This window comes from Cupriavidus sp. CuC1 (genome assembly GCF_044627735.1).
GTDB lineage: Bacteria > Pseudomonadota > Gammaproteobacteria > Burkholderiales > Burkholderiaceae > Cupriavidus > Cupriavidus ulmosensis.
The window spans coordinates 44,913-68,509 of record NZ_JBIUHC010000001.1 but is presented as its reverse complement, the minus strand read 5'-3'; the positions used below and the strand labels follow the sequence as shown (position 1 = coordinate 68,509).

The 23,597-nt window shown below is 66.3% G+C and carries 22 protein-coding genes and 1 pseudogene; 7 read left to right on the top strand and 16 right to left on the bottom strand.

The features are described 5' to 3' along the window. Position 1 precedes the first annotated feature (1 nt). From cysT to ACGLHR_RS00290, 9 genes are all read right to left on the bottom strand, one after another. Positions 2-946, bottom strand: a complete 945-nt coding sequence (gene cysT, locus ACGLHR_RS00330; protein ID WP_400091195.1) for a sulfate ABC transporter permease subunit CysT — start codon at positions 944-946, stop codon at positions 2-4. Between the two features lie 184 nt (positions 947-1,130). Then, positions 1,131-1,841 carry an RBBP9/YdeN family alpha/beta hydrolase gene (locus ACGLHR_RS00325; RefSeq protein WP_400091192.1) on the bottom strand — a complete coding sequence of 237 codons (711 nt, stop codon included), beginning with the start codon at positions 1,839-1,841 and terminating at the stop codon, positions 1,131-1,133. 68 nt (positions 1,842-1,909) lie between these two features. After that, entirely contained in the window at positions 1,910-2,740 is an 831-nt protein-coding gene (locus ACGLHR_RS00320) for an EAL domain-containing protein (RefSeq protein WP_400091190.1), read from the bottom strand. Positions 2,741-2,781: 41 nt separating this feature from the next. Continuing rightward, entirely contained in the window at positions 2,782-2,997 is a 216-nt protein-coding gene (locus tag ACGLHR_RS00315; RefSeq protein ID WP_017224957.1) for a molybdopterin-binding protein, read from the bottom strand. A 214-nt stretch (positions 2,998-3,211) separates the two neighbouring features. Next, the gene (locus tag ACGLHR_RS00310; protein WP_400091187.1) at positions 3,212-4,087 is read right to left on the bottom strand and encodes an ATP-binding cassette domain-containing protein; all 876 of its coding nucleotides are present in this window, start codon (positions 4,085-4,087) and stop codon (positions 3,212-3,214) included. A 26-nt stretch (positions 4,088-4,113) separates the two neighbouring features. Then, complete coding sequence (ssuC, locus tag ACGLHR_RS00305; RefSeq protein WP_400091186.1) at positions 4,114-4,923, bottom strand: aliphatic sulfonate ABC transporter permease SsuC; 810 nt, start codon at positions 4,921-4,923, stop codon at positions 4,114-4,116. 9 nt (positions 4,924-4,932) lie between these two features. Further along, complete coding sequence (gene ssuD, locus ACGLHR_RS00300) at positions 4,933-6,096, bottom strand: FMNH2-dependent alkanesulfonate monooxygenase (RefSeq protein ID WP_400091184.1); 1,164 nt, start codon at positions 6,094-6,096, stop codon at positions 4,933-4,935. Positions 6,097-6,108: 12 nt separating this feature from the next. After that, positions 6,109-6,249, bottom strand: a complete 141-nt coding sequence (locus ACGLHR_RS00295) for a hypothetical protein (RefSeq protein WP_400091183.1) — start codon at positions 6,247-6,249, stop codon at positions 6,109-6,111. 79 nt (positions 6,250-6,328) lie between these two features. Beyond that, a complete protein-coding gene (locus tag ACGLHR_RS00290; RefSeq protein ID WP_043347114.1) occupies positions 6,329-7,336 on the bottom strand; it encodes a sulfate ABC transporter substrate-binding protein in 1,008 nt (335 codons plus the stop codon). Between the two features lie 519 nt (positions 7,337-7,855). On the opposite strand from ACGLHR_RS00290, the gene mchS3 reads away from it, so the two are divergent. Then, on the top strand, positions 7,856-8,296 hold the full coding sequence (gene mchS3 / locus ACGLHR_RS00285) for an MchS3 family protein (protein ID WP_400091182.1): 441 nt from the start codon (positions 7,856-7,858) through the stop codon (positions 8,294-8,296). 86 nt (positions 8,297-8,382) lie between these two features. On the opposite strand, the gene ACGLHR_RS00280 is transcribed toward mchS3, so the two are convergent. Then, complete coding sequence (locus ACGLHR_RS00280; protein ID WP_400091307.1) at positions 8,383-9,342, bottom strand: LysR family transcriptional regulator; 960 nt, start codon at positions 9,340-9,342, stop codon at positions 8,383-8,385. 191 nt (positions 9,343-9,533) lie between these two features. Between ACGLHR_RS00280 and ACGLHR_RS00275 the strand changes: the two genes are divergently transcribed. The 4 genes and pseudogenes from ACGLHR_RS00275 to ACGLHR_RS00260 all read left to right on the top strand — a co-directional run. Next, positions 9,534-10,508, top strand: a complete 975-nt coding sequence (locus ACGLHR_RS00275) for a Bug family tripartite tricarboxylate transporter substrate binding protein (protein ID WP_400091181.1) — start codon at positions 9,534-9,536, stop codon at positions 10,506-10,508. A gap of 92 nt (positions 10,509-10,600) precedes the next feature. Further along, on the top strand, positions 10,601-11,827 hold the full coding sequence (locus tag ACGLHR_RS00270) for a CaiB/BaiF CoA transferase family protein (protein ID WP_400091179.1): 1,227 nt from the start codon (positions 10,601-10,603) through the stop codon (positions 11,825-11,827). Between the two features lie 14 nt (positions 11,828-11,841). Next, positions 11,842-12,612: an enoyl-CoA hydratase/isomerase family protein gene (locus ACGLHR_RS00265; RefSeq protein WP_400091176.1), complete on the top strand. Its 771-nt coding sequence runs from the start codon at positions 11,842-11,844 to the stop codon at positions 12,610-12,612. Positions 12,613-12,627: 15 nt separating this feature from the next. After that, a pseudogene (locus ACGLHR_RS00260) lies at positions 12,628-12,909 on the top strand (MaoC family dehydratase); the annotation flags it as partial. Between the two features lie 135 nt (positions 12,910-13,044). On the opposite strand, the gene ACGLHR_RS00255 reads toward ACGLHR_RS00260, so the two are convergent. Next, positions 13,045-13,743: a peroxiredoxin-like family protein gene (locus ACGLHR_RS00255; protein ID WP_400091174.1), complete on the bottom strand. Its 699-nt coding sequence runs from the start codon at positions 13,741-13,743 to the stop codon at positions 13,045-13,047. Between the two features lie 162 nt (positions 13,744-13,905). Here ACGLHR_RS00255 and ACGLHR_RS00250 point away from each other — a divergent pair, with 162 nt between their 5' ends. Beyond that, entirely contained in the window at positions 13,906-14,799 is an 894-nt protein-coding gene (locus tag ACGLHR_RS00250) for a LysR family transcriptional regulator (protein ID WP_400091172.1), read from the top strand. A gap of 15 nt (positions 14,800-14,814) precedes the next feature. Here ACGLHR_RS00250 and ACGLHR_RS00245 read toward each other — a convergent pair whose 3' ends face one another. From ACGLHR_RS00245 to ACGLHR_RS00225, 5 genes are all read right to left on the bottom strand, one after another. Beyond that, entirely contained in the window at positions 14,815-15,780 is a 966-nt protein-coding gene (locus tag ACGLHR_RS00245; protein ID WP_400091171.1) for an LLM class oxidoreductase, read from the bottom strand. Between the two features lie 391 nt (positions 15,781-16,171). Beyond that, positions 16,172-16,807: a glutathione S-transferase family protein gene (locus tag ACGLHR_RS00240; RefSeq protein ID WP_318235591.1), complete on the bottom strand. Its 636-nt coding sequence runs from the start codon at positions 16,805-16,807 to the stop codon at positions 16,172-16,174. Between the two features lie 31 nt (positions 16,808-16,838). Beyond that, on the bottom strand, positions 16,839-17,468 hold the full coding sequence (locus tag ACGLHR_RS00235; RefSeq protein WP_400091169.1) for a glutathione S-transferase family protein: 630 nt from the start codon (positions 17,466-17,468) through the stop codon (positions 16,839-16,841). Positions 17,469-17,564: 96 nt separating this feature from the next. Beyond that, entirely contained in the window at positions 17,565-18,866 is a 1,302-nt protein-coding gene (locus ACGLHR_RS00230) for a sulfatase (RefSeq protein ID WP_400091167.1), read from the bottom strand. Beyond that, positions 18,863-19,840, bottom strand: coding sequence for a Bug family tripartite tricarboxylate transporter substrate binding protein (locus ACGLHR_RS00225; protein ID WP_400091165.1), 978 nt, complete (start codon positions 19,838-19,840; stop codon positions 18,863-18,865). The genes ACGLHR_RS00230 and ACGLHR_RS00225 overlap by 4 nt, the downstream gene beginning before the upstream one ends. A gap of 299 nt (positions 19,841-20,139) precedes the next feature. On the opposite strand from ACGLHR_RS00225, the gene ACGLHR_RS00220 reads away from it, so the two are divergent. Then, positions 20,140-23,589 (top strand): pyruvate carboxylase, encoded by a 3,450-nt coding sequence (locus tag ACGLHR_RS00220; RefSeq protein WP_400091163.1) that lies wholly within the window; start codon positions 20,140-20,142, stop codon positions 23,587-23,589. Positions 23,590-23,597: the final 8 nt, after the last annotated feature.

The window sequence follows — 23,597 nt, the reverse complement described above, 5'->3', positions numbered from 1 at the left end:
TTCAGCTCTCCTTGTCCGGCGCCACGGAAGCGCGCACTGCCTGGTGGTGACGGCGCGTCCACGCTTGCAGCAGGTTGATCAGCAGCAACAGCGCGAAGGAGATCACCAGCATCACCACCGCCACCGCGGTAGCGCCCGCGTAGTCGTATTGCTCCAGCTTGGAATAGATCATCAGCGGCGCGATCTCGGAGACCATCGGCATGTTGCCGGAGATGAACACCACCGAGCCGTACTCGCCGGTGCCCCGTGCGAACGACAGCGCAAACCCCGTCAGCAGCGCCGGCAGGATGGTCGGCAGGATCACGTGGACAAAGGTCTGCAGGCGCGTGGCGCCCAGGCTGGCCGCGGCTTCTTCCAGCTCCTGCTCCGCGTCTTCGAGCACCGGCTGCACCGTGCGCACCACGAACGGCAGCCCGATAAAGGTCAGCGCCACCACCACGCCCAGCGGGGTGAAAGCCACCTTGATGCCCAGCGGCTCCAGGTAGCGGCCGATCCAGCCGTTGCCGGCGAACAGCGCGGTCAGGGCAATGCCGGCCACCGCGGTGGGCAGGGCAAAGGGCAGGTCGACCAGCGCATCGATCAGGCGCTTGCCGGGAAAGCGGTAGCGCACCAGCACCCAGGCAACGATCAGCCCGAACACCGTGTTGACGATGGCGGCGATCAGCGAGGCGCCGAAGCTCAGTTGCAGGGAGGCGACCACCCGGGGCGAGCTCACCGCGGTCCAGAAGGCCTCCCAGGTCATGGTGAAGGTCTTGAGGAAGGTGGCCGACAGCGGGATCAGGACGATCAGCGTCAGGTAGAACAGCGTGAAGCCCAGCGAGAGGCCAAAGCCTGGCAGCACGGTAAAGCGCTGCTTGCCTGGCTTGGCGGGCGCGCTCTTGCGCGCTTGGCGGTCATCCGGCCGCGCCGGGGGCGGATTGTCCGCCAGGGAAATCGAGGGTGGCATGTTGTCTCGTCTGTGCCGTCGTATCCGCCTCCGGAGAAGGGCTTCCGCGCGGGATTCGCTGGAAACCGAAGCAGCGGGGGCGGCTTCTTTATGACGCCGGCGCATAACGCTCCGGCCTACGAGACAAATTCTGCAGATACCGACTTATAAACAGAACGAATCTTTACGTATGTTCTTAGGCGTTTTAGATATAAGGAAACGTAGACGACACTTCCAGCCCGCCGTCCCAAGGCCCGGCGCGGTCGCCGGACGGGCCGGCGCTGCCGTCCGCCTCGATCCGCTGGATCAAGGCATCGAGCAAGGCGAGCCCCTCAGGCCACTGGTCAACGCCAGAATCGGCGTTAATGTGACCTAGCATGCCCGCATCATGGAGCTCGCTGCCCCATAGCGTGCCCCAGCTGAACGCGGTGCGCTGTTGCATCCAGGGATCGTTGCGGCTGGCCACCAGGATGGTGGGAAACGGCAGCCGGTACGCGGGCAGCAGCCCGGCCACGCCAAACTTGTCGGGATCGGCGGGGGCCACCAGCACTGCGCCCGCAATGCCCTCGGGATCAAGCGCCGCCTGGCGCAGAGTGGCCAGGCAGCCGAAGCTGTGCGCCACCAGGATGGCCCCGCGCGGGGCCACGCGTTGCGCTCGCATGACGCTCTCGGACACGCGCTCTGCCCACAGCGGCAGGCTCGGGCGCGACCAGTCGTGCTGCTCTACGCGCTGCCAGTCGGGAAAGCGCTGCTCCCAGCGGCTTTGCCAGTGGCCCGGGCCACTGCCATGCAGCCCTGGCACCGTCAGGATCTGCAAACCCTTGGGCACCTTCAACCGTACGTCGGCGGGTCGCCCGCTTGCGCCCGCCTGCCCGCCGCGCTGCTCCCGCGCGGCCGGCCTCTTCGTCTGCGTCATTTCGGCTCCTTGGTCAACGCCATCGGGACGCCGCCGGATCCGTTCCGGGGCACCCCGCCCTCGAACTCCTAAATGCCAACTTCGCCGGCCACTTCATGCAGGTGGCGCGCGCTCACCGCCGCGCCGGTGAAGCTGCCCTGCCCCAGCACGATGCCGGCTGCCTGCAGCCGCTCGGCATTCTCGGCGTTCTCCAGCCGGCGCCCGATCAGCGTCACGCCGGCACTGTCGGCACTGGCCTGCAGCCCGGCCAGCTGGCGGTCGGTCCAGTTGCGGCGCATGTCCAGCTTGAGCCAGTCGGGCAGCGCGTGCGCCATCAGCGCGCCGGCCTCCGCCGGGTCCGATGCCTGCAGGCTCACGGCAAAGCCGTTGCGGCGGTAGTTGCCCACCACATGCAGCAGCAGCGGCAGGTCGTCGTTGGCGCTGGCCGGCACCTGGATCACGAACCGGTCGATCGGCAGGCCAAGCGATTGCAGAGCGCGCCGGAAGGCCGCGCCGTGATCGTCGGCCACGGCGGCCAGCAACCGGTTGTGCACGTTGAGCACCAGCTTGCGATCGCCGTCGGCCGCAAAATAGTTGATGGCATGCACCAGGCGCGACAGCCGGTCGAGCGAGACCAGGGAGGCATCGTCCGCCGCCATCGCAAACAGCTTCCATGCACTCAGGCCAACGCCGTCGCCGGCGTACGTGCGCAGCGTGCCTTCGTGCGCCACCACATCGCGACTGGACAAGGTGATGAGCGGCTCGAACGCGCTGGTCAGCGAGCAGTTATAGAACTGGCCCTGCACCTGCCCACGCTCGTCGCGCCACAGTTGACGATCGTTTTCTGGCCGGCGCGGCAGCGCTTCCAGGTAGTGGGTGAGCGCCGTCAGTGCCGCGCCTCTTTCGTTCGCGCTTGCCATTGCGATTTCCTTTGCGTTGCGCTTGCGCCTCGGGCGAGGCTTCAAAGCTTGGCCAGGGAAACCTCGGTAGCCTTGACCAGGGCAACGACTTCGCTGCCGATGGCAAGGCCGAGATCCTTGACCGAGCGGGTGGTGATGACCGAGGTGACGATGCCGGCCGGCGTCTCGACGTCGACCTCCGAGACCACAGGGCCTTCGATGATGGCAGCAACCTTGCCGCGGAACTGGTTACGTACGTTGATCGCCTGAATGCTCATGATAGAAGTTCCTTTGCGTGAGTGAAAATGAGAAATGCGTAAAACTTTGGTTCAGCGGATGGCGGCCGCGCGGGTGAGTGACGTTGCCCGCTCACCCGTGGCTGCCGCCGCTTGAGCGGGTTGCGCCGGCTTCGCTCAAAGCTGGCCGCGCGACCTTTGTTTCATACTTGTTTGCCTTCTCGCTGGCGTCCTTGCTGGCGGCAGGGTTTGCGCGCTAGATCGCCCAGCGCACTGAATCGACCGTGCGCGCCACCGACCAGTCCACTGCAGACAACAATGCTTGCGCGTGCTGGCTCTCATCGACCGGCAATGCGCCATCACGCTGCATCACCCGGCGCAGCACCGCGTCCTCCAGTTGCGCGAACGCCGCCGAGCCACGCTGGCGCGGACGCGGCAGCGCCACCCGCTGGTCCAGCGCGATGCGGCCGTCTTCGATCAACACCACGCGGTCGGCCAGCGCTACCGCTTCCGACACATCGTGGGTGACCAGCAGCGCCGTGAAGCCCAGGCGCTGCCACAAGGCCTCGATCAAGCCCTGCATCTCGATGCGGGTCAGCGCATCCAGCGCGCCCAGCGGCTCGTCCAGCAGCAGCAAGCGAGGGTGATGCACCAACGCACGCGCCAGTGCCACGCGCTGGCGCTGCCCGCCCGACAGGCGCGCCGGCCACTCGCCCGCGCGCTCGGCCAGGCCGACCTGGCCCAGCACCCTGGCCGCATCGGCCAGCCGCGCGCGCGGCAGCCCCAGCGCCACGTTGTCCAGCACCTTCTTCCATGGCAGCAGGCGCGCGTCCTGGAACATCACCCGGACCGCCTCGCGCTGCTTGTTGCCAGGCGCGCCGTCCAGCGTCACGCCACCGCCGTCGCTGTCTTCCAGGCCGGCCACCAGCCGCAGCAAGGTGCTCTTGCCGCAACCGCTGCGGCCCACGATGGCGAGGAACTCGCCGGGCGCGGCCTGCAGGTCGATGCCGTGCAGCACCTGGCGCCCGCCGTATCGCTTCACCACCTGCTGCACGCGCAGCGCGAGGCCCTTGCCATCCTGGCTGGCGGGCACATCGGCCAGCGCGGCTTGCTCGATCGGGTTGCTTTGCATATCGGGTTCTCCTTGGCCGGCGGCGCTCAGTGCGCCTGGTAGCCGGGGTGCCAGCGCAGCCAGAATCGCTCCAGCCCGCGTGACAGCAAATCAGCCAGCTTGCCCAGCAGTGCGTAGAGCAGGATGCCCACCAGCACTACGTCGGTCTGCAGGAACTCGCGCGCATTCATGGTCATGTAGCCGATGCCCGACTGCGCCGAGATGGTCTCGGCCACGATCAGGATCACCCACATCAGGCCGAGCGAGAAACGCACGCCGACCAGGATGTTGGGCAAGGCGCCCGGCAGGATCACCTCGCGGTAAAGGCGCCAGCCCGACAGGCCGTAGCTCTTCGCCATCTCGATCAGCCCGGGGTCGACCGCGCGGATGCCGTGATACGTGTTCAGGTAGATCGGGAAGAACACGCCCAGCGATACCAGGAACAGCTTGGCGGTCTCGTCGATGCCGAACCACAGGATCACCAGCGGGATCAACGCCAGCGGCGGAATATTGCGCACCATCTGCAAGGTGCTGTCGAGCAGGGTCGCGGCCGGGCGGAAGGTGCCGGTCAGCAGGCCCAGCGCCAGCCCGAAGCCGCCGCCAATGGTGAAGCCGAGCACGGCGCGCCAGGTGCTTACCCACACGTGGCGCCACAGTTCGCCCGTCACGGCCAGGCCCCAGGCGGCCTTCACCACATCGAGCGGCGCCGGCAGGATGCGGTTGGACAGCCAGCCCAGCTGCGAGGCCAGTTGCCACGCCACCACCAGCAGCACCGGCACGATCCACGGCGCGGCCGAGCGAGACGCATGGCGCAACCAGTCAGGGTTGCGTTCAGGCAGGGTCAAGGGAGCGGACATGGTTGCCTCCTACCCGCGCGCCGCGCGCGGCACGATGCCGGTTGCCATGACTTCGCCAAAAGGGCCGGACAGCACCTTGCCCTGCAGCTTGTCGCGCACGGAGCGCGGCAGCAGCGGAAAAACCAGCTCGGCGAAGCGATAGGCTTCTTCCAGATGCGGGTAGCCGGAGAGCACAAAGGTATCGATGCCCAGCGCCGCGTACTCCTTGATGCGCGCCGCCACGATGTGCGGGTCGCCCACCAGTGCCGTGCCCGCGCCGCTGCGCACCAGGCCTACGCCCGCCCACAGGTTGGGGCTGATCTCCAATTCCGCGCGGCTGCGTGCGCCGCCACCGGCGTGCAGCGCAGCCATGCGGCGCTGCCCTTCGGAATCCATCTTGCCGATCACCGCCTGCGCGCGTGCCACCGTCGCATCGTCGAGCTTGCTGATCAGCTGATCGGCCGCGGCCCATGCCTCGTCCTCGGTCTCGCGCACGATCACGTGCAGGCGGATGCCGAACTTCACGGTACGCCCATGGCGCGCCGCGCGCTGGCGCACGTCGGCGAGTTTCTTCGCTACCTCCGCCGGCGGCTCGCCCCAGGTCAGGTAGGTATCCACCTGCTCGGCCGCCAGCTCGTGCGCGGCAGCCGAGGAGCCGCCGAAGTACACCGGCGGATGCGGCCGCTGCAGCGGCGGGAACAACACCTTCGCGCCCTTGACCTTGAGGTGCTTGCCCTCGAAATCGAGCTCAGCGCCTTCATGGCTGGCGGCCAGCACCTCGCGCCAGATGCGTATGAACTCGGCCGAGGCTTCGTAGCGCTCGGCATGATCCAGGAACAGGCCATCGCCCTCCAGCTCCGACACATCGCCGCCGGTCACCAGGTTCACCAGCAGGCGTCCGCCCGACAGGCGGTCAAACGTCGCCGCCATGCGCGCCGCCAGCGTGGGCGCCATCAGCCCGGGGCGCACCGCCACCAGGAAGCGCAGCCGGCTGGTGACCGCGGCGAGCGTGGAGGCGACCACCCACGGATCCTCGCAGGAGCGGCCGGTGGGAATCAGCACGCCTTCATAGCCAAGCGTATCGGCCGCGGTGGCGATCTGCTTCAGGTAATCAATATTGACCTCGCGCGCGCCCACCGAGGTGCCGAGGTAGCGGCTGTCGCCGTGCGTGGGGATAAACCAGAAGACCTGCATGTCCGTGCCTCTTCAGCTCTGTTTGTGGATCTTGGCCGCCCGGCCCTCGCCGGCCGCGCCCAGGCCGATCGCCAGCAAGGCAGCGCCCAGTGCGCCGGTGACTAGCGCCACCAGCAAAACATGGCGCAGCGGCGCGCCGGCTTGGATCGGCATCGGGATAGGAATCGGGATAGGAATCAGGGATCAGGCACGGCAAATGCGCGGCGGGCGCGCGCCCGCCGCAGGCTGCGTCTTACTTCTTGCCAGGCTGGTAGACCTGGTCGAACGAGCCACCGTCGGCGAAGTGCGCCTTCTGCGCTTTCTGCCAGCCGCCAAAGGCCTCATCGATGGTGAACAGCTTGACCTTGGGGAAGTTGCTCGCATACTTGGCGGCAATCTTCTCCGAGATCGGGCGGTAGTAATTCTTGGCCGCGATTTCCTGGCCCTCGTCGGTGTACAGGAACTGCAGGTAGGCTTCCGCCACCTTGCGCGTGCCCTTCTTGTCCACCACCTTGTCCACCACCGCCACCGGCGGCTCGGCCAGGATGGAGATCGACGGCGCAACGATGTCGAACTTGTCCGGGCCTAGTTCCTTGATCGCCAGGATGGCCTCGTTTTCCCAGGCAATCAGCACATCGCCCAGGCCGCGCTCGACAAAGGTCGTGGTGGCGCCGCGGGCGCCGGAATCCAGCACCGGCACGTTCTTCAGCAGCTGGCCGACGAACTCCTTGGCCTTCTGCTCGTTGCCGCCCGGCTGGCGCAGCGCATAGCCCCAGGCCGCCAGGTAGTTCCAGCGCGCGCCGCCCGAGGTCTTCGGGTTAGGCGTGATCACCTGCACGCCCGGCTTGACCAGGTCGTTCCAGTCCTTGATGCCCTTGGGGTTGCCCTTGCGCACCAGGAACACGATGGTCGAGGTATAGGGCGACGCATTGTGCGGCAAGCGCTTTTGCCAGTCCGGCTTGAGCAAGCCCTTCTCGGCGATGGCGTCGATGTCATAGCCCAGCGCCAGCGTGACCACATCCGCATCCAGCCCGTCGATCACCGAACGCGCCTGCTTGCCCGAGCCGCCGTGCGACTGGCGGATGGTCAGCGCGTCGCCGCCCTTGGCCTTCCACGCCTTGGCGAAGGCCGCATTCACGTCCACATACAGCTCCCGCGTGGGATCGTACGAAACGTTCAAGAGGGCGGTGTTGGCCCACGCGGTCTGGGTGGAACCGATGACGGCCAGTGCCGCGAGTCCGATGGCCAGCTTGCGAATCATGTGTCTTGCTCCCGTATTCTCGTCGTGAAATGGCGCGTTCGCGCCGCGTTTCATGGCCCTCCTTGCGTGGGAAGGCTTGTGTCAGGGAGGAAGACTACCGAGGGGGCTATGTGAAAGGAACGAATGGTTTCGCCGATCCTTGCACGTTTTCCGCATAAGAATTTGCGGAAATATGGGCATGCCGTAGGGGGATGGTCGAAGGTGCAGTCCTGCCGCGAATGATGTCCCAAAGACTGCTGGCGCACAGCGTAGGGCATCCGGGGCCTGCATGCGTCGCGTTCCCACGATCCCGGCAGGCGCAGCATCGCCCCGTTCAACATCACAGGCCCATCTGGCCCGCTCCCGGCAACAAGGAGAGGGTGCATGGGGGGCCCGCGTGCTACGGATAGCGCCGACGATTGGTCTTCAGGGCACCAATGCGTATAATTCTCATTTGCAATTGCCGTGTTGGCGAGAGCGCATCTCACCGTACCCCGGTGGGGCTGATCGTATTAGCGACGGATTTCAAACCTACACGACATGAAGAACTTGATCATTTATCTGACATTACTATCCGCTATCGGCGGCGCCCAATCATTTGCCAGCACAGATGTCGATCAAATTGACCGTGACAAGGAGAAACTGGCGAATGCCAGTACTTTCTCGCTTGGCATGGTGGGATTCACTGGACATATCAGTGAAAACGAGAAGATTTATAGAAAGATACTAAAAAACAGGGAGGCGAATGAGATCTTCAAGGAAATAATAAGATCCAAAGAATCTACCAATGAAGCAAAACTCTATGCCGCGTGCGGACTCCGCACGTTATCCCCGTCCCTATTCAAGAAGACAGCATCCGACATTCTTCCAAATGGCGGTTCAGCCAGCGTATTGAGAGCAGACATTCTCAACAAGGAGAAAATGACCGACCTGATCGAATCAATCGACAAAAACGGCTGCAATCAACTTGGCAAACAATAAAATCACAAAATATGTAAACCATCGAAATTTGCAGCCTCCATTTGTCGTTCACCATGGAGGCCCGTTTGTGTCAGCCTGCAAGACTATCAACCTGCGCCCTTCACGCGGGCCGGCCACTGGCCATCGGCGATCAGCGACCGGACCGTATCCATCAGCAGGTCCAGTACGGCCGAGACGGCGATCGACAGCGGCATGGTGGCGGACCGGCACAGATAGACGGGGCGCGACATGCTCGGATGTGTGATCCGCGCCGCGGACAGCAAGCCATTGCGCAACTCGGCGCAGACCGATGCGTAGGAAAGGATCGTGCACCCCACGCCTTGCGCGGCGAGATTGATGAGCTGCGGAATGGCATTCACCTCTGCCAGTACCGAGAGTTCGACATGATGCGCGTGCAGATAGTCATCGATCAATGCGCGCAGGCCATGCTCGGCCGCAGGCAGGATCATGGGGAAGCGGTGAAGGTCCTTGAACCGGACTGCTTTGGTCAGTTCTGCTCCGGTCTTGCGGGCATCGGCGAACTGCCCCGGGGGCGCGAGCAAGACGAGATCCTCGTCGACAACGTGCTCGAACAGCAGGCCGGAGCCGGCATCCGCCTGGAAGGTCAGGCCAAGATCGATGCGCCCCCTCAGCAGGTGATCGGGGATATACCCGGTGCTTAGCTCGACCACCTGCAACTGGACCTTTGGCCAGCGCCGGATGGTTTCGCGCACCAGCGGCACAGTCAGGATCTTCGCCATGGATTGAGGCAGGCCGATTGCTACCCTGCCGGCCGGATCGGTCATCAGGTCACGCACGTCCTCGCACGCGACGTCGAGCCGCTTGAGGATATCCCTGGCGTGGCTCTCGAATCTCAGCCCCGCGGCGGTCGGGACAACGCCCTTGTGGCTGCGCATGAAGAGAGCAACGCCCAGATCCTGTTCGATGTGCTTGATCTGCAGGCTCAGCGCCGGCTGCGCCAGATGCATGTTCTCCGCGGCCCGGGAAATCGATCCCGCCGATACCACGGCCAGAAAGCACCTGAGTCCACGTATATCGATCGACATAAGCCAGTCTCCGCATGCCGCGCCACGGTGCCCGCCGGTCGGCGGCACGGTGGCAAGATGGCTGGGTATATCACAGATATATAGTCAGTATCAAATATCTATCTTGGACATATAGCCTGCGACCGGCCATAGTGACGCCAGCTTCCGCGCACCGCACGCGGATTCCAAGACAGATGATCCACGGAGACACCATGGCACTCAGCCGCCGTACATTCCTGACGGGCGCCGCCGCATCCTTGCTCACCCGCCCGCTCCTTGCGGATCAATGGCCGTCGCGACCGGTCAAGCTTGTCGTCCCGTTCGCCGCGGGTGGCCCCGGGGACTTCGTGGCACGCCTGATTGCCATACCGCTGGGCAACCGGCTCGGCCAGCCATTGGTGGTCGAGAACAAGCCAGGCGCCGGCGGCAATCTCGGCACGCAGACTGTGCTCGACGCCAACGCCGACGGCTATACGCTGCTGCTGAACACGGTCGGCATGCACGCCGTCAATCCGCTGCTGTTCCCCGACTTGCGCTTCCGCCCGCAACGCGACCTGGTGGCCATCGGCGTGGTGGCGACGGTGCCGAACGTGCTGGTGGTGCACCCGAGCAAGCTGGGCGTCAACACCCTTGCGGGCCTGGTGCGCATCGGCAAGCAGCGGCCGAACAATCTCACCTACGCCACCTTCGGCGCCGGCAGCTCGCCGCATATCTATGGCGCGCTCCTGCAGAAGGAGGCGGGCTTCAGCGCGGTGGCCGTGCCCTACAAGGGCAGCGCGCCGGCAAGCACTGATGTCATGGCCGGGAATGTGGATTTCCTCTTCGACAGCATGACCACCTCCATCGGCCAGATACAGGGCGGCAAGCTCAAGGCGCTGGCGATCACCGCCGCTGCGCGCTCGCCCCTGCTGCCGGATGTGCCGACGCTGCAGGAAGCCGGCTATCCCGCGCTGGACCTGAAGTTCTGGCTGTCCCTGCAGGCCAGCGCGAAGACGCCGCCCGCCATTGTCGAGAAGCTGCGCCAGGCCGTGGCGCAAAGCGCAAGCGATCCGGGCTATGGCAGTGCGCTGATTGCACGCGGGGCGGAGCCGTTTCACATGGCGCCCGCCGATTTGCAGGCCTATGTGAATCGCGACGCAGCGCGATGGACGGCCCTGGCCCGGTCCATCGACATCAAGCCCGAGTAGCCGCCCGGCTTCCCATTGCAACAACACGACGGCGGACTTGCACCCGCAAGCCTGGGCGGAGTCCGCCGTCGACCTGTTTCGGAGACACATTCATGATCGCATTGCAGGGCATTCGCGTCCTCGATTTGAGCAAGGTGCTGGCCGGCCCCTTGTGCGGGCAGTACCTGGGCGAACTGGGCGCCGAGGTCATCAAGGTCGAACCGGTCGGCAGCGGCGACGATACGCGCGCCTGGCTGCCGCAGGACCGCGGGCAGTCCGCCACCTTCCTGGCCGTCAACCACAACAAGCGCAGCCTCGCCGTCGACCTCAAGACCAGCGAAGGCAGGCAGATCGTGCAAGCGCTGGCGGCCAAGGCGGACGTCGTGCTGCAAGGCTTCGGCGGCGGCGCCGCCGCCAGGCTCGGCGTGGACTACGACACGCTGTCCGCGCTGAACCCGGCGCTGATCTACTGCGAGATTTCCGGCTACGGCCGCTCGGGGCCCCTGGGCCAGGAGCCCGGCTACGACGTCATGCTGCAAGCATTCAGCGGCATGATCAGCACCATGGGCCAGCCCGGCGGGCAGCATGCACGCGCCAGCTTCTCTCCGGTCGACCTTGGCACCGGCATGCATGCGTTCAGCGGCATCCTGGCCGCGCTGATCGAGCGGCAGAAGACCGGCCGCGGCATGCACCTGGAGGTGTCCCTGCTGGATACGGCCATGGGTTTCATGGGCTATCTCGCCCAGAACTACTGGCTCAGCGGCAAGGTGCCGCGGCCCATGGGCACCGCGCATCCGGCCATGGCGCCCTACCAGGTGTTCGACGCAGCCGACGGGCCGGTGATGATCGGCGTGGGCAACGACGCGCAGTGGCGGCGCTTCTGCCCGGTCGCCGGGCTGCAGGATGTCGTCGATGCGCCGCGCTTCGCCACCAACGCGGCCCGCGTCGCGCATTTCGCCGAGACGGTCGAGATGGTCCAGGCGCGCATCCGTACCCAGCCGGTTGCCTACTGGCTGGACGCGCTGCGCAAGGCGGGCGTGGCCTGCTCCCCGATTCATACGCTGGACCAGGCGCTGGAACACCCGCAAGTGGCCGAGCGCGCGCTGATCGCCGAATCCGAGCATCCGGTGCTGGGCAAGGTGCGGAATATGGGCTTGCCCGTTCGCTTTCGCGGCGGCAGCCGGCAAGCGCACCGCGCGCCGCCTTTGCTGGGCCAGCACACGGACGAGATCCTGTTGCAGGCGGGCTACACGCCCGAGTCCATCGAACAATTCAAGGCGCGCGGCGTGGTTGCCTGCGCCGAAGCCAATGACACCCACGGCCTGTCCACGGCCGCATGAATCCAGGAATAGCCATGCCGTCAGTCAAGTATGAAGTACGCGACAGGGTCGCCGAGATCCTCCTCGATAGTGCGCCCGTCAATGCCCTGAACGAGGCCATGATCGACGATTTGCTGCTCGCGCTGCGGCGCGCGGCCCAGGATGATTCGGTCAGGGCCGTCATACTGGGCAGCGCCCTGCCCCGGCGCTTCTGCGCCGGTCTGCTGCTGGATGCGCTGCATGGCGCGCCGCCGGCGCGGGTCCACGGCCTGGTCGACAAGCTGTACAACGATCTGTGCGACGCGCAATTCCACCTCGGCAAGCCGTCCATTGCCGCCGTGAACGGCACCGCCCGCGGCGGCGGCATGACGCTGGCAATCTCCTGCGACATGATCGTCGCCGCCGACACGGCCACCTTCGGCTACCCGGAAATCGACGTCGGGCTGACTCCCGCCATCCACTACACCCACCTGCCACGCGTGATTGGCCGCCACCGCGCGTTCGACCTGCTGTTCACCGGACGCGCGTTCGACGCCGCCGAGGCCATGTCCCTCGGGCTGGTCAGCCGCGTGGTGCCCGAGCAGGACGTCATGCGCGAGGCCAGGGCGCTTGCCCGGACGCTGTGCGCGAAATCGCCCGTGGTCGTCAGGATGGGACGCAAGGCCTTCATGCACGCCAATGACAACGGCTACCGGCGCGGCGTCGCCTCGGCAGTCGAGAGCTTCGGCAATGTGGTGGCGACGGACGACGCGAGGGAAGGCATCGCCGCGTTCGTGGAGAAGCGCAAGCCATCCTGGCAAGCCTGATCTTCCCTCTCAACGCTTGCCCATGGCTTCCAGCTCGTGATCCAGACTGCTGCGGGCGCCGGACTCTTTCCGCATATGGTCGAGGAATCCCTGAAGGGCTTCATCGACCAGAGCAGCCGCTTCCTGCATCCCGTCTTTGTCGGCGATACCCTGTACACCACGCTGGAAGTCAGCGAGCTCGCGCCGAACCGGAGTACCGGCGTGCTGGCCATGCGTACAACCGTGCATAACCAGTCCGCGGTGCTCGTGCTGGAAGGCACGCAGCGCTACCTGTTGAAGAAGCGCCAGCCGGACTAGGTTCCTGCCGCAACCTGGAGTCCAGGGCCAGCGGTGCTCTCCTTGCGGCACCAGGGGAGGCAGCCACACCTGCCGCGCGCTCCCTGGGCCGCCGTGGCTACCCGGCGGTACAATTGCGCCGGTCTTGCTCACCCATTACACCGACACGGGATTGTGCTGCCCTTGCCTGCCGCCTTTGGGGTGGCGCAGCGCCGGCAACATCTCGGAAGGCTCCGGCCGGTGCGTGTAGTCAGGATTGACCTCGGCATAGAGGATGGTCCCATCTTGCCCGATCACGTAGCGCGCCGGCATCGGCAGCGTCCAGCTCGCGTCGCCGTTGAAGGCCGGCAGGTCGTTCTTTAGTTGCTTGTACAGGTCCACCAGATAGTCCGGCAGTGCGAAGCGCAAGCCAAACGCGGCAGCCACGTCGTTATGCGTGTCGCTGAGGATGGGGAAGCTCAGCTTGTTGGTGCGCACGGACTTGCGGCTATTGACCGCGTTCTGCGGCGAAATGGCCACCACGCTGGCGCCGGCTTGCCTGAACGCCGGCGCGGCCTCTTCCAGCGCCTGCAGTTCCATATTGCAATACGGGCACCACACCCCGCGGTAGAAGCTGACGATGAGAGGCCCTTGCGCCAGCAGTGCCTCCGAGGAAACCGGTGCGCCCTCCGGGTCCGTCAGCGTGAAGACGGGCGCCTTGTCCCCCGCCTTCAGCGCGCGGCCTGCTTGTCCCGAGGCAATCAGTTCAGCGGTGGCCCGCTCCATGATGGGATGGATTTCCGGTGGTGCGAAATACGGCGCCTTGCCGGCCTTGAAGTCCGCCTTGAAGGCGTCGAGTTTTTGCTGCAGTGACATGATGACTACTCCATCTGATCCAAGTAAGCTGCTCGATGCGAAGGTGCACGTTGCTGGAATCATGTTCGGTCAAGCCGCTTCACGGCGGTAGGCGAGCCGCGGGAATATGATTCATTCTTTTGAGGCATAACCCGGCGGCAATCCAATGAGAGGAAACACATCGTGGACAGGATGACTGCCATGGAAACATTCGTTGCCGTCATCGAGGCAGGCTCTTTCTCGGGCGCCGCGCGGCTGCTGAAGGTCGGGCAGCCCTCCGTATCGAAGTCGGTCGCACAGCTGGAAGACCAGCTTGGCGTGCGGCTGCTCGTGCGGTCCACCCGCGGCCTGTCGCCGACCGAAGCAGGAAAGAATTTCTACGAGCACGCCAAGCGCGCGATCGAGGAAGCGGATGCGGCGGAGCATGCGGCGAGGGGCTCGGGCGCCAGTCTGTCCGGCCGCCTGCGCGTGACCGCGGCCGTCACCTTCGCGCGGCTTCATATCGTCCCGCACCTCAAAGCCTTCCTGGCCGAGCATCCGCAACTGGCGGTGGACGTGCTGCTGGAGGATGGCAATATCGACCTGCTCGAGCATGGGGTGGATGTCGCCCTGCGCATGGGCGCGCTGCGAGATTCGGCCATGACCGCCAGGAAGATCGCGCAAAGCCGGCGGGTCGTGGTCGGCACGCCACGCTACTTCGCCGCTGCCGGCGAGCCAAAGGTGCCCGCCGACTTGCTCGCGCATGAGGCCATCGTCTACGACCGCGAGGGCGGCGGCGACGCCTGGGCATTCCACCGGGGCGGCGCCGAGGTATCCGTCGAGGTATCCGGCCGCTTGCGGGTCACGGCCGCCGAGGGCGTGCGCGCCGCGGTGCTCGCGGATATCGGCGTGGCGATCGGCTCCGAATGGATGTTCGCGCCGGAACTGGCCAGCGGCGAAGTCAGGCAGGTGCTCGCCGAATGGACGCTGGCACCGGTCGACCTGTGGGCGGTATTTCCGACCGGCCGCATGGCCAGCGCGAAGGTCAAGGCTTTTGTCGCGTTCGTGGAAGCGGCACTGCGCCGCGACATCGCTTAGCGGTGGGCAAGCAGGCTAGTCCGCGTGAAATTCTGGCAGGACTTCGGCGGCCAGTTCTTCGATCACCTCTTGCGGCGCGCGTTCGGACGCTTGCAGATTCAGCGATACATGATGCGTGCCGCTGCCGCGCATGTCCCTCAGCAACTCCCTCAGTCCATTTCGCCCGGTGCGATAGCCAAGTGGCAACGTGGTAGGCGGCTCGCCGGCATCGGCGCTCAGGTCCAGTTGCATCGCCACGCCAAAGGCGCGGAACTGCCCGGGCGCGGCACGCTCAACCGCCGTGCGCCACATGCGATAGCGCTCCCGCTGCACCGCGGGTTCGCGGTGATAGGTCATCCAGCCGATGGCATGGCGCGCGATCCAGTCGACGCTCTGCCCGCCCGAGCCCACGGCCAGCAAGGGAATGGGCGCGGGGAGCCTGGGGAGCAGGAAAAACTCGGGCGTGTCTTCATGGACCTGATCCGGGATCACCCGGGAAGGCTCTCCCACCGCCGCCGCCACCGTCTCCCAGTGACGCAGGTACAAATCGCGCCGTGCGGCCGTAGCCCGCCCAAACGCAGCGTACTCGGCAGGACGGTCGCCAGAGCCCAGGCCGAGCACGAAGCGGCCCTGCGACAACGCGCTGACTGAAATCGCCCCTTTGGCGACATGCAGCGGATGCCGCAGCGTCAGCACGATGGCGCCGCTCACCAGCGCGATGCGCTCGGTCTGGCTGGCCAGCGCGCCAAGGAACACCCAGGGATCGAGATGCCCGACCGGGTCCGGGTAGTCGGCGCTGTTCAGCGGCACGTCCCGCACCCACAGCGCGCGGAAGCCGAGCGCGTCGGCGAGCTTGGCCAGCGCCACCTGCTCGCGGAAGTCCGCGACGACCTGGCCGGGTTGCAGCATCGGCAAGGTCAGGCCGAGCGAGAGGTGGCCTTCCTGGAACACGCGGTCTTGCACGGCAGCGTTGTGCGGCGAAGGGGCTTGTGTCTGAGGCATTCGAGTCCTCCGGATGGACTTGCGGGTCGCTGGCCCGTCTGCGGGGACCGTCCGGCATATTAGCAGTCGCCACGCGCTGGCCGCTGCGCACAACCGGGTGAGCCGGGCGGATGGGAACCCATAGCGCCGGGCGGACAAGCGGCAAAGAAAAAAGCCCGCCCCACTTGCGTGGCGCGGGCCAAGTTTCCGTATGCTGGAAACGGGTAGACAAGTCATGAAGAGCGCCCCCGCATCTCCATGACGGAAACCATCTTAGCGGGGCGCACAATTCTGGTTCTTGACCCATGTCAAATGGGCGCCCGGTTTGTGCAAAGGAGGTACGGCGGATGTATGGAGCTTGTATGGATTCGCCAGCGTCAGGTCTGGTCAAGTCAAGCCAGGTCAGGTCAGGTCAGGTCAGGTCATCCAGCTTGACCGCAAAGCCGCGCTGCACGCCGGGACGCGCAAACAGGGCGTCATACCACCGCTTGACATTGGGGAACGCCTCCAGCGGGACCTGATGGCGCTCGTGGCGCCACGCCCAGCCCAGAATCGCGAAATCCGCCACGGACAGGTCGCCGGCCACGTATTCCACCTCCGCCAGGCGCCGGTCCAGCACGCCGTAGAGGCGCCGCGTTTCTTCCGAATAGCGCTTAAGCCCATAGTGCCGGTCGGCCTCCGGCTCGACCGTGCGGAAGTGATGCACCTGGCCCGGCATGGGCCCGAAGCCGCCCATCTGCCACATCAGCCACTCCAGCACCGGCACGCGCTCACGCAGGCTCGCGGGCAGGAACTTGCCGGTCTTCTCGGCAAGGTAAAGCAGGATCGCGCCGGATTCGAAGACGCTGATCGGTTGTCCATCGGGGCCATCGGCATCGACGATGGCCGGGATCCGGTTGTTGGGGCTGATGCGCAGGAAATCCGGCTGGTGCTGCTCGCCCTTGGTGATGTTCACCGTCTTGACGGTATAAGGCAGCGCCATTTCCTCGAGCGCGACGCTGATCTTGCGTCCGTTCGGCGTGTTCCAGGTGTGCAGGGTGATAGTCATGGGAATCGGTCCGTGATGAAGGTATCCAGGCTCAGCTTAGCGGCGCCGCGACATACTGGCGGAAGCCGGCACGCTCGGCAACGCGCGCATACCAGCGCTCGATATGGCGCAGTGCGGGACGGTCGATCTGGCCGTCCAGGCCGAACCAGCGGCGCGCGTAGGCGCCCAGCACCAGGTCGGCGAGCGTGAAGACGCCGCCTTCCATATAGTCGCGCCCTTCCAGGTGCTCGTCGAGCATCCGCCACAGTCCCGCCACCACGCCGGCTTCGGCGGTGAGGCGAGCCACATCGCGCTCGGCGGCGGGCGTGCGCACAAAGCCCCAGAAGACCGGCCGTTCCGCCGGCTGCAAGGTCGACAGCGACCAGTCCAGCCAGCGGTCCACGCTGGCGCGCACCTTGGGCGCGGCCGGGTACAGCGCGCCTGCCTTGCCATATTCCATGGCGAGGTAGCGCAGGATGGAATTCGACTCCCACAGCACAAAATCGCCATCGATGATGGTCGGGACGCGCCCGTTAGGATTCATGGCGAGATAGTCGGGCTCGTTGTTGCCGCCGAATTGCATGCCGGCGTCGATCCGCTGGAACGGCAAGCCAAGTTCTTCGCAAGCCCACAGTACTTTCTGCACATTGACCGAATTCGCACGGCCCCAGATCGTCAGCATTCGATGCGTCCCCGTTGAAGATTCCCGCGTTTCGCGGAAGCCTTCAACGATACACCAAGGCGCGGATCGGGGCCTCGGCGTCGCTCGGCCGGATCACTACCGCTGCGGCATGTCCGCGGCCGAGTAACCCAGGCTGACCGTGGCGTCCTGCGGAATCGGCGGCATGCCCGCATTCCACGCCAGCCACGCCTCGCGCATCGCCGCCAGCCGCTGGGGCTCGCGTTTTGCCAGGTTGGCGCGCTCGCGCTCATCGCGGCTGAGATCGAACAGGTACTCGTGTCCGTCCACCTGCAGGTACTTCCAGTCGCCGTCGCGCAGCGCGCGCTGGTCGCGGTGGTTCATGCGCCAGTGCAGCGGACGGTGGAAGCGGTGCGCCGCATCGCGCAGCAACGGCATCAGCGACACGCCGTCGAGCGGGTAGCCGGCATCGGCCTGCACGCCCGCCGCGTCCAGCATCGTGGCCGACCAGTCCATCGTCATGCAGTGCTGCGCGCTGGCGCCGCCCGGCGCGATCACCGCGGGCCAGTGCGCGATCCACGGCACGCGGATGCCCCCCTCGGTCAGGTCCATCTTGCCGCCCACCAGCGGCCAGTTGTCCGAGAAGCGCTCGCCGCCGTTGTCACTGGTAAAGACGATCAGCGTGTTGTCGAGCTGGCCGAGCTGGCGCAGCGCCCGCACCAGCCAGCCGATGCCCTCATCCATGTGGCCGATCATGCGCCGGTAAGTGTGGATGTTGCCGCCGTCGAGATGGAAGAGGTTGTTGCTGACCTGCGGCGCCAGCGCGGCGTCGTCGCGGGTTTCCCACGGCCAGTGCGGCGCGGTGTAGTGCAGGCTCAGGAAAAACGGTGCGCCCTGCGCGCTCATGCGCGTCACGTAATCCACCGTGCGCCGCGACAGCAGATCGGTCAGGTAGCCGGCCTCCTGGTGCTCCGCGTCGTTGTGCCACAGGTCGTGGCGGCCGCTGGAATCGCAGTGCGTGAAGTAATCGACACCGCCCGCCATGGGCCCGAAAAACTCCTGGTAGCCCGACAGCAGCGGCCCGAACGCCGGTGCAAAGCCCAGGTGCCATTTGCCGATCAGCGCCGTGCGGTAGCCCTGCGCCTGCAGCAGCGAGGGCAAGGTGGGATGCGCCGGCGGCAGGCCCAGCGTGTTGTTGCCGCGGCTCTTGCTGTTGATCGGCTCCTCCGCCGCGCCGCGCAGCCGGTACTGATAGCGCGCCGTCATCAGCGCAAAGCGCGTGGGAGAGCACACCGGCGAGTTGGCATAGCCCTGCGTGAGCATCAGGCCGTTGGCGGCCAGGCTGTCGAGCACCGGAGACACCGGCACGCGCCCGCCATAGCAGCCCAGGTCCGCATAGCCGAGGTCGTCGGCGACGATATAGATCAGGTTCGGTTTCATTCGACCTTCATGCCAGTAGCGACGATGAGTTGACGATAACGATCGGACAGTTCCGACAAGCGCCGCGCGGCGGCCGCGCCCGTGACGCCTTCGGGCTGCAGGTCCAGCGCCTGCATGCGTGCCTGCACATCCGGCCGCGCCAGCGCATCGCCGATGGCACGCTCAAGCACGCGCACCACCGGCTCGGGCGTGGCCGCCGGCACCATCGCCACATACAGTACCTCATGCTCCAGGTCCTTCATGCCCAGCTCCGCCACGGTGGCGATGCCCGGCGCCAGCCGCGAGCGCTGGCGGCTGGTCACCGCCAGCGCCGTCACCTTGCCCGCCTTGACGAAGGGCAGCATGCTGGGCGTGGCCAGGAAGCCGCCATCCACCTCGCTGCCCACCACAGCGGTCACCGCCGGCGTGCTGCCCTTGTAAGGCACATGGTTCAGCCTGAGGCCGGTGGCGCGCTGGAACTCCTCGATGGCCAGGTGGCCCGGGCTGCCGCTGCCGCCGGAGCTGAAGTTCAAGCGCTTCGCCTTGGCCTGCTTGACCAGGTCCGGCAAGGAGGCGATGCCCGACGACGGGGACGTGCCTACCAGCAAACCCGAACTGGCCAGGATCATCAAGGGCTTGAGCTCGCCGGGCCGGAACGGCATGGTGCTGTAGATATGCGGGTTGACGGTAAAGGTGGTATCGATGCCGAACAGCACCGCGTAGCCATCGGCCGGGCTCTTGGCCACCGCGCCCGCGCCCAGGTTACCGCCCGCCCCCGGCTTGTTCTCGACCACAAAGGCCTGCTTGAGCTCGCCCTGCAGCACCTCGGCCACCGAGCGGGCCAGCAGGTCGGACGGGCCGCCCGGCGGGAACGCGTTGACGAAGCGCACCGGCTTGGCCGGATAGCGCTCCTGGGCGTGCGCCGCGAGTCCCGGCGCGCAGAGCAGCAGCGCAAGGGTTGCGGCCCGCAGCGGGGCGGAAAGGCGATGGAACATGGCGTGGTCTCCGTTGTTATGATGGCGCCGGCTGGCACCAGCTTGCTGGCGCCTACGTGCCGCACAACTGTACGTGCCATGCCATCGATTGTTCTAATCAATCATTCCCAGACCCATCGCCAGTCCATCGCGGCTAGCCGGCCACGCCCGGATGGACAGGTTGCACGCGATGTCGCGTGCAACGCTCCGCTGCAGCCGAAGCGTCGGGCCTGAATCGCAAGTGCCTTGCGCTGCCCAAGCCAGGCACTATCCTTATCGATACAGCCCGTGGCGGGCCTGTTCGATGAGCGTCACCCCACATGAAACAGATCAAGAGCATCCTGGTAGCCAATCGCGGCGAGATCGCCATCCGCATCATGCGGGCGGCCAGCGAGCTGGGCATTCGTACCATCGCCATCTACTCGAACGAGGACCGCTTCGCGCTGCATCGCTTCAAGGCGGACGAAAGCTACCTGGTCGGCAAGGCGATGAAGCCCACCCAGGCCTATCTGTCCGTGCCCGAGATCCTGCGGGTGGCCAAGCATGCGGGGGTCGATGCCATTCACCCCGGCTACGGCTTCCTGAGCGAGAACCCGGACTTTGCCCAGGCCTGCGCCGCGCAGGGCATCGTCTTTATCGGGCCGGAGCCGGAAGTCATGCGCACGCTAGGCAACAAGATCGCCGCCAGGCAGGCGGCGCAGCGCGCCGGCGTGCCCGTGATGCCTGCCACGCCCGCACTCACGGGCAGCCTGGACGATGCACTCGCCGCTGCCGAGGCGATCGGCTATCCCGTGATGCTCAAGGCAAGCTGGGGCGGCGGCGGGCGCGGCATGCGCGTGATCGAGAGCGCGGACGACCTGCGCGCCCAGCTCGACGTGGCACGCCGCGAAGCGCTGACGGCCTTCGGTAACGACGAGGTGTACCTCGAGAAGCTGGTGCGCCAGGCGCGCCACGTTGAAGTCCAGCTGCTGGGCGACACCCATGGCAACCTCGTCCACCTGTTCGAGCGCGATTGCTCGATCCAGCGCCGGCACCAGAAGGTGGTGGAGCGCGCGCCGGCGCCCTATCTCGATCCGGCCCAGCGCGAGGCGCTGTGCCAGGCCGCGCTGCGCCTGGGGCGCGAGGTGTCTTACACGCACGCAGGCACCGTCGAGTTCCTGATGGATGTGGAGACCTCGGCGTTCTACTTCATCGAGGTGAATCCCCGGATCCAGGTGGAGCACACGGTGACGGAGCAAGTGACCGGCATCGACCTGATCAAGGCGCAGATCAAGGTGTCGGAAGGCGCGCGCATCGGCGACGCTGCGTCCGGCGTGCCGCTGCAGGCCGGCATCGAAGTGCGCGGCCACGCGCTGCAGTGCCGCGTCACCACCGAGGACCCGGAGAACGGCTTCAACCCCGACTATGGCCGGCTGACCGCCTACCGCACCGGCGCCGGCTTCGGCATCCGCCTGGATAGCGGCACCGCGTATGCCGGCGCGGTCATCACGCCCTACTACGACTCCCTGCTGACCAAGGTGACCGCATGGGCGCCGACGGCCGATGAAGCGGCCCAGCGGATGCTCCGTGCCCTGCGCGAGTTCCGTGTGCGCGGCGTCTCGACCAACCTGCGCTTCCTGGAGAATGTGGTCTCCCACCCGAAGTTCGCCGCTGGCGACTACACCACCCGCTTCATCGACACCGAAGCCAAGCTGTTCCGCTTCACGGCGCGCAAGGACACCGCGACCAAGCTGCTGCAGTTCATCGGCGAGACCACCGTGCACGGCAGCCCCGAGATGCGCGGCCGCACCGCGCCGGCCGGCACGTTCGGGCCGCCGCGCCTGCCGGTGGATGCCGGTACCCCGCCCGTCCAGGCCGGATTGCGCCCCTTGCTCAAGCAGCTTGGCCCGGAGAAGTTCGCGGCGTGGATGCGCGAGCAGAAAGCCGTCCTGCTGACCGACACCAGCATGCGCGACGCGCACCAGTCGCTGTTTGCAACCCGCATGCGCACCCGCGACATGGCGCAGATCGCGCCGCACTACGCGGCCAAGCTGCCGGGACTGTTCTCAGTGGAGTGCTGGGGCGGCGCCACCTTCGACGTCGCCATGCGCTTTCTCAAGGAGGATCCGTGGCAGCGGCTTGAGAAGCTGCGCAGCGCCATGCCGGACATGTTGCTGCAGATGCTGCTGCGCGCGAGCAACGCCGTGGGCTACACCAACTATCCGGACAACGTGGTCCGTCATTTCGTGCAGCGGGCCGCGGCCACCGGCATCGACCTGTTCCGGGTCTTCGACTCGCTCAACAGCGTCGACAACATGCGCGTCGCCATGGAGGCCGTGCGCGAATCCGGCGCCCTGTGCGAAGGGGCGATCTGCTATACGGGCGACCTGTTCGACGCGTCACGCCGGTACACACTTCCCTACTATCTCAAGATGGCGAAGGAACTGGAAAGCGCGGGCGCGCACATCATCGCCATCAAGGACATGGCCGGGCTATGCCGGCCGGCAGCGGCGAAAGCGCTGGTCAGCGCGCTGAAACAGGAGACCGGCCTGCCGATCCACTTCCATACGCACGACACCAGCGGCATTGCCGCCGCCAGCGTGCTCGCCGCGATCGACGCCGGCGTGGATGCGGTGGACGGCGCCATCGATGCGCTGAGCGGCCTGACCTCGCAGCCCAACCTGGGTTCGATCGTCAGCGCGCTGCATGGCACCGAGCGCGCCCCGGCGGTCTTGCCCGCGGCCATCCAGGAAATCTCCCGCTATTGGGAAGACGTGCGGGCGTATTACGCGCCCTTCGAATCCGAGATGCGTGCCGGCACGTCCGACGTCTATCTGCACGAAATGCCCGGGGGCCAGTACACCAACCTGCGCGAACAGGCCCGGGCCATGGGCCTGGAGCCACAATGGGCCCGCGTGGCGACGACCTATGCCGAGGTCAACCAGCTCTTCGGGGATATCGTCAAGGTCACGCCCACCTCCAAGGTCGTGGGCGACATGGCGCTCTATATGGTGGCCAACAACCTCAGCGCCGACATGGTGCTGGCACCGGACAGCAACATCCAGTTCCCCGACTCCGTCGTCTCCCTGTTTCGCGGTGACCTGGGCTTCCCCGAGCAGGGCTTTCCGCGGGCGCTGCAGGACAAGGTGCTCAATGGCATGGCGCCGCTCACGGCACGCCCCGGCGCCGTCATGCCGCCGGCCGACATGGAAGCCGCCCACGCAGCGGTACAGGCGCTGCTCGGCCATGCGCCGACGGAGAACGACATCTCCGCCTACCTGATGTACCCCAAGGTGTTCGCCGACTTTGCGCATGCGCGCAAGATCTACGAGGACGTATCGGTGCTGCCCACCCCGGTGTTCTTCTACGGCATGCAGGAAGGCGAGGAAGTCGCCGTCGATATCGCCCAGGGAAAGACGCTGATCGTCCGCCTGCTGGGCAAGTCCGTGGCGGACGACGACGGGCAGGTAAAGCTGTTCTTCGAGCTCAACGGCCAGCCCAGGCTGGTGCGCGTGGACGCCACCCGGGACGGCGGCGGCAAGCGGCGGCGCGCGGCCGCCGAGGAAGGCAATCCCCTGCATGTGCCGGCCCCCATGCCCGGCGCGGTCGCCTCGGTCTGCGTCAAGGCCGGCGACATCGTCAAGGCAGGCGCCACCCTGCTCTCGCTCGAAGCCATGAAGATGGAGATGACCATCCAGGCCGAAGCCGACGGCGTGGTCGAGATGGTGCATGTCAAGCCGGGAGACCTGGTGGAAGCCAAGGACCTGCTGGTGGCGATGAAGCCGGCTTAGCGCGCATC

Bases quoted from the DNA above. Each gene is read 5' to 3' on its own strand.
- cysT (WP_400091195.1), bottom strand. From the start codon at position 946: ATGCCACCCTCGATTTCCCTGGCGGACAATCCGCCCCCGGCGCGGCCG.
- ACGLHR_RS00325 (WP_400091192.1), bottom strand. From the start codon at position 1,841: ATGACGCAGACGAAGAGGCCGGCCGCGCGGGAGCAGCGCGGCGGGCAG.
- ACGLHR_RS00320 (WP_400091190.1), bottom strand. From the start codon at position 2,740: ATGGCAAGCGCGAACGAAAGAGGCGCGGCACTGACGGCGCTCACCCAC.
- ACGLHR_RS00315 (WP_017224957.1), bottom strand. From the start codon at position 2,997: ATGAGCATTCAGGCGATCAACGTACGTAACCAGTTCCGCGGCAAGGTT.
- ACGLHR_RS00310 (WP_400091187.1), bottom strand. From the start codon at position 4,087: ATGCAAAGCAACCCGATCGAGCAAGCCGCGCTGGCCGATGTGCCCGCC.
- ssuC (WP_400091186.1), bottom strand. From the start codon at position 4,923: ATGTCCGCTCCCTTGACCCTGCCTGAACGCAACCCTGACTGGTTGCGC.
- ssuD (WP_400091184.1), bottom strand. From the start codon at position 6,096: ATGCAGGTCTTCTGGTTTATCCCCACGCACGGCGACAGCCGCTACCTC.
- ACGLHR_RS00295 (WP_400091183.1), bottom strand. From the start codon at position 6,249: ATGCCGATCCAAGCCGGCGCGCCGCTGCGCCATGTTTTGCTGGTGGCG.
- ACGLHR_RS00290 (WP_043347114.1), bottom strand. From the start codon at position 7,336: ATGATTCGCAAGCTGGCCATCGGACTCGCGGCACTGGCCGTCATCGGT.
- mchS3 (WP_400091182.1), top strand. From the start codon at position 7,856: ATGAAGAACTTGATCATTTATCTGACATTACTATCCGCTATCGGCGGC.
- ACGLHR_RS00280 (WP_400091307.1), bottom strand. From the start codon at position 9,342: ATGTCGATCGATATACGTGGACTCAGGTGCTTTCTGGCCGTGGTATCG.
- ACGLHR_RS00275 (WP_400091181.1), top strand. From the start codon at position 9,534: ATGGCACTCAGCCGCCGTACATTCCTGACGGGCGCCGCCGCATCCTTG.
- ACGLHR_RS00270 (WP_400091179.1), top strand. From the start codon at position 10,601: ATGATCGCATTGCAGGGCATTCGCGTCCTCGATTTGAGCAAGGTGCTG.
- ACGLHR_RS00265 (WP_400091176.1), top strand. From the start codon at position 11,842: ATGCCGTCAGTCAAGTATGAAGTACGCGACAGGGTCGCCGAGATCCTC.
- ACGLHR_RS00255 (WP_400091174.1), bottom strand. From the start codon at position 13,743: ATGTCACTGCAGCAAAAACTCGACGCCTTCAAGGCGGACTTCAAGGCC.
- ACGLHR_RS00245 (WP_400091171.1), bottom strand. From the start codon at position 15,780: ATGCCTCAGACACAAGCCCCTTCGCCGCACAACGCTGCCGTGCAAGAC.
- ACGLHR_RS00240 (WP_318235591.1), bottom strand. From the start codon at position 16,807: ATGACTATCACCCTGCACACCTGGAACACGCCGAACGGACGCAAGATC.
- ACGLHR_RS00235 (WP_400091169.1), bottom strand. From the start codon at position 17,468: ATGCTGACGATCTGGGGCCGTGCGAATTCGGTCAATGTGCAGAAAGTA.
- ACGLHR_RS00230 (WP_400091167.1), bottom strand. From the start codon at position 18,866: ATGAAACCGAACCTGATCTATATCGTCGCCGACGACCTCGGCTATGCG.
- ACGLHR_RS00225 (WP_400091165.1), bottom strand. From the start codon at position 19,840: ATGTTCCATCGCCTTTCCGCCCCGCTGCGGGCCGCAACCCTTGCGCTG.
- ACGLHR_RS00220 (WP_400091163.1), top strand. From the start codon at position 20,140: ATGAAACAGATCAAGAGCATCCTGGTAGCCAATCGCGGCGAGATCGCC.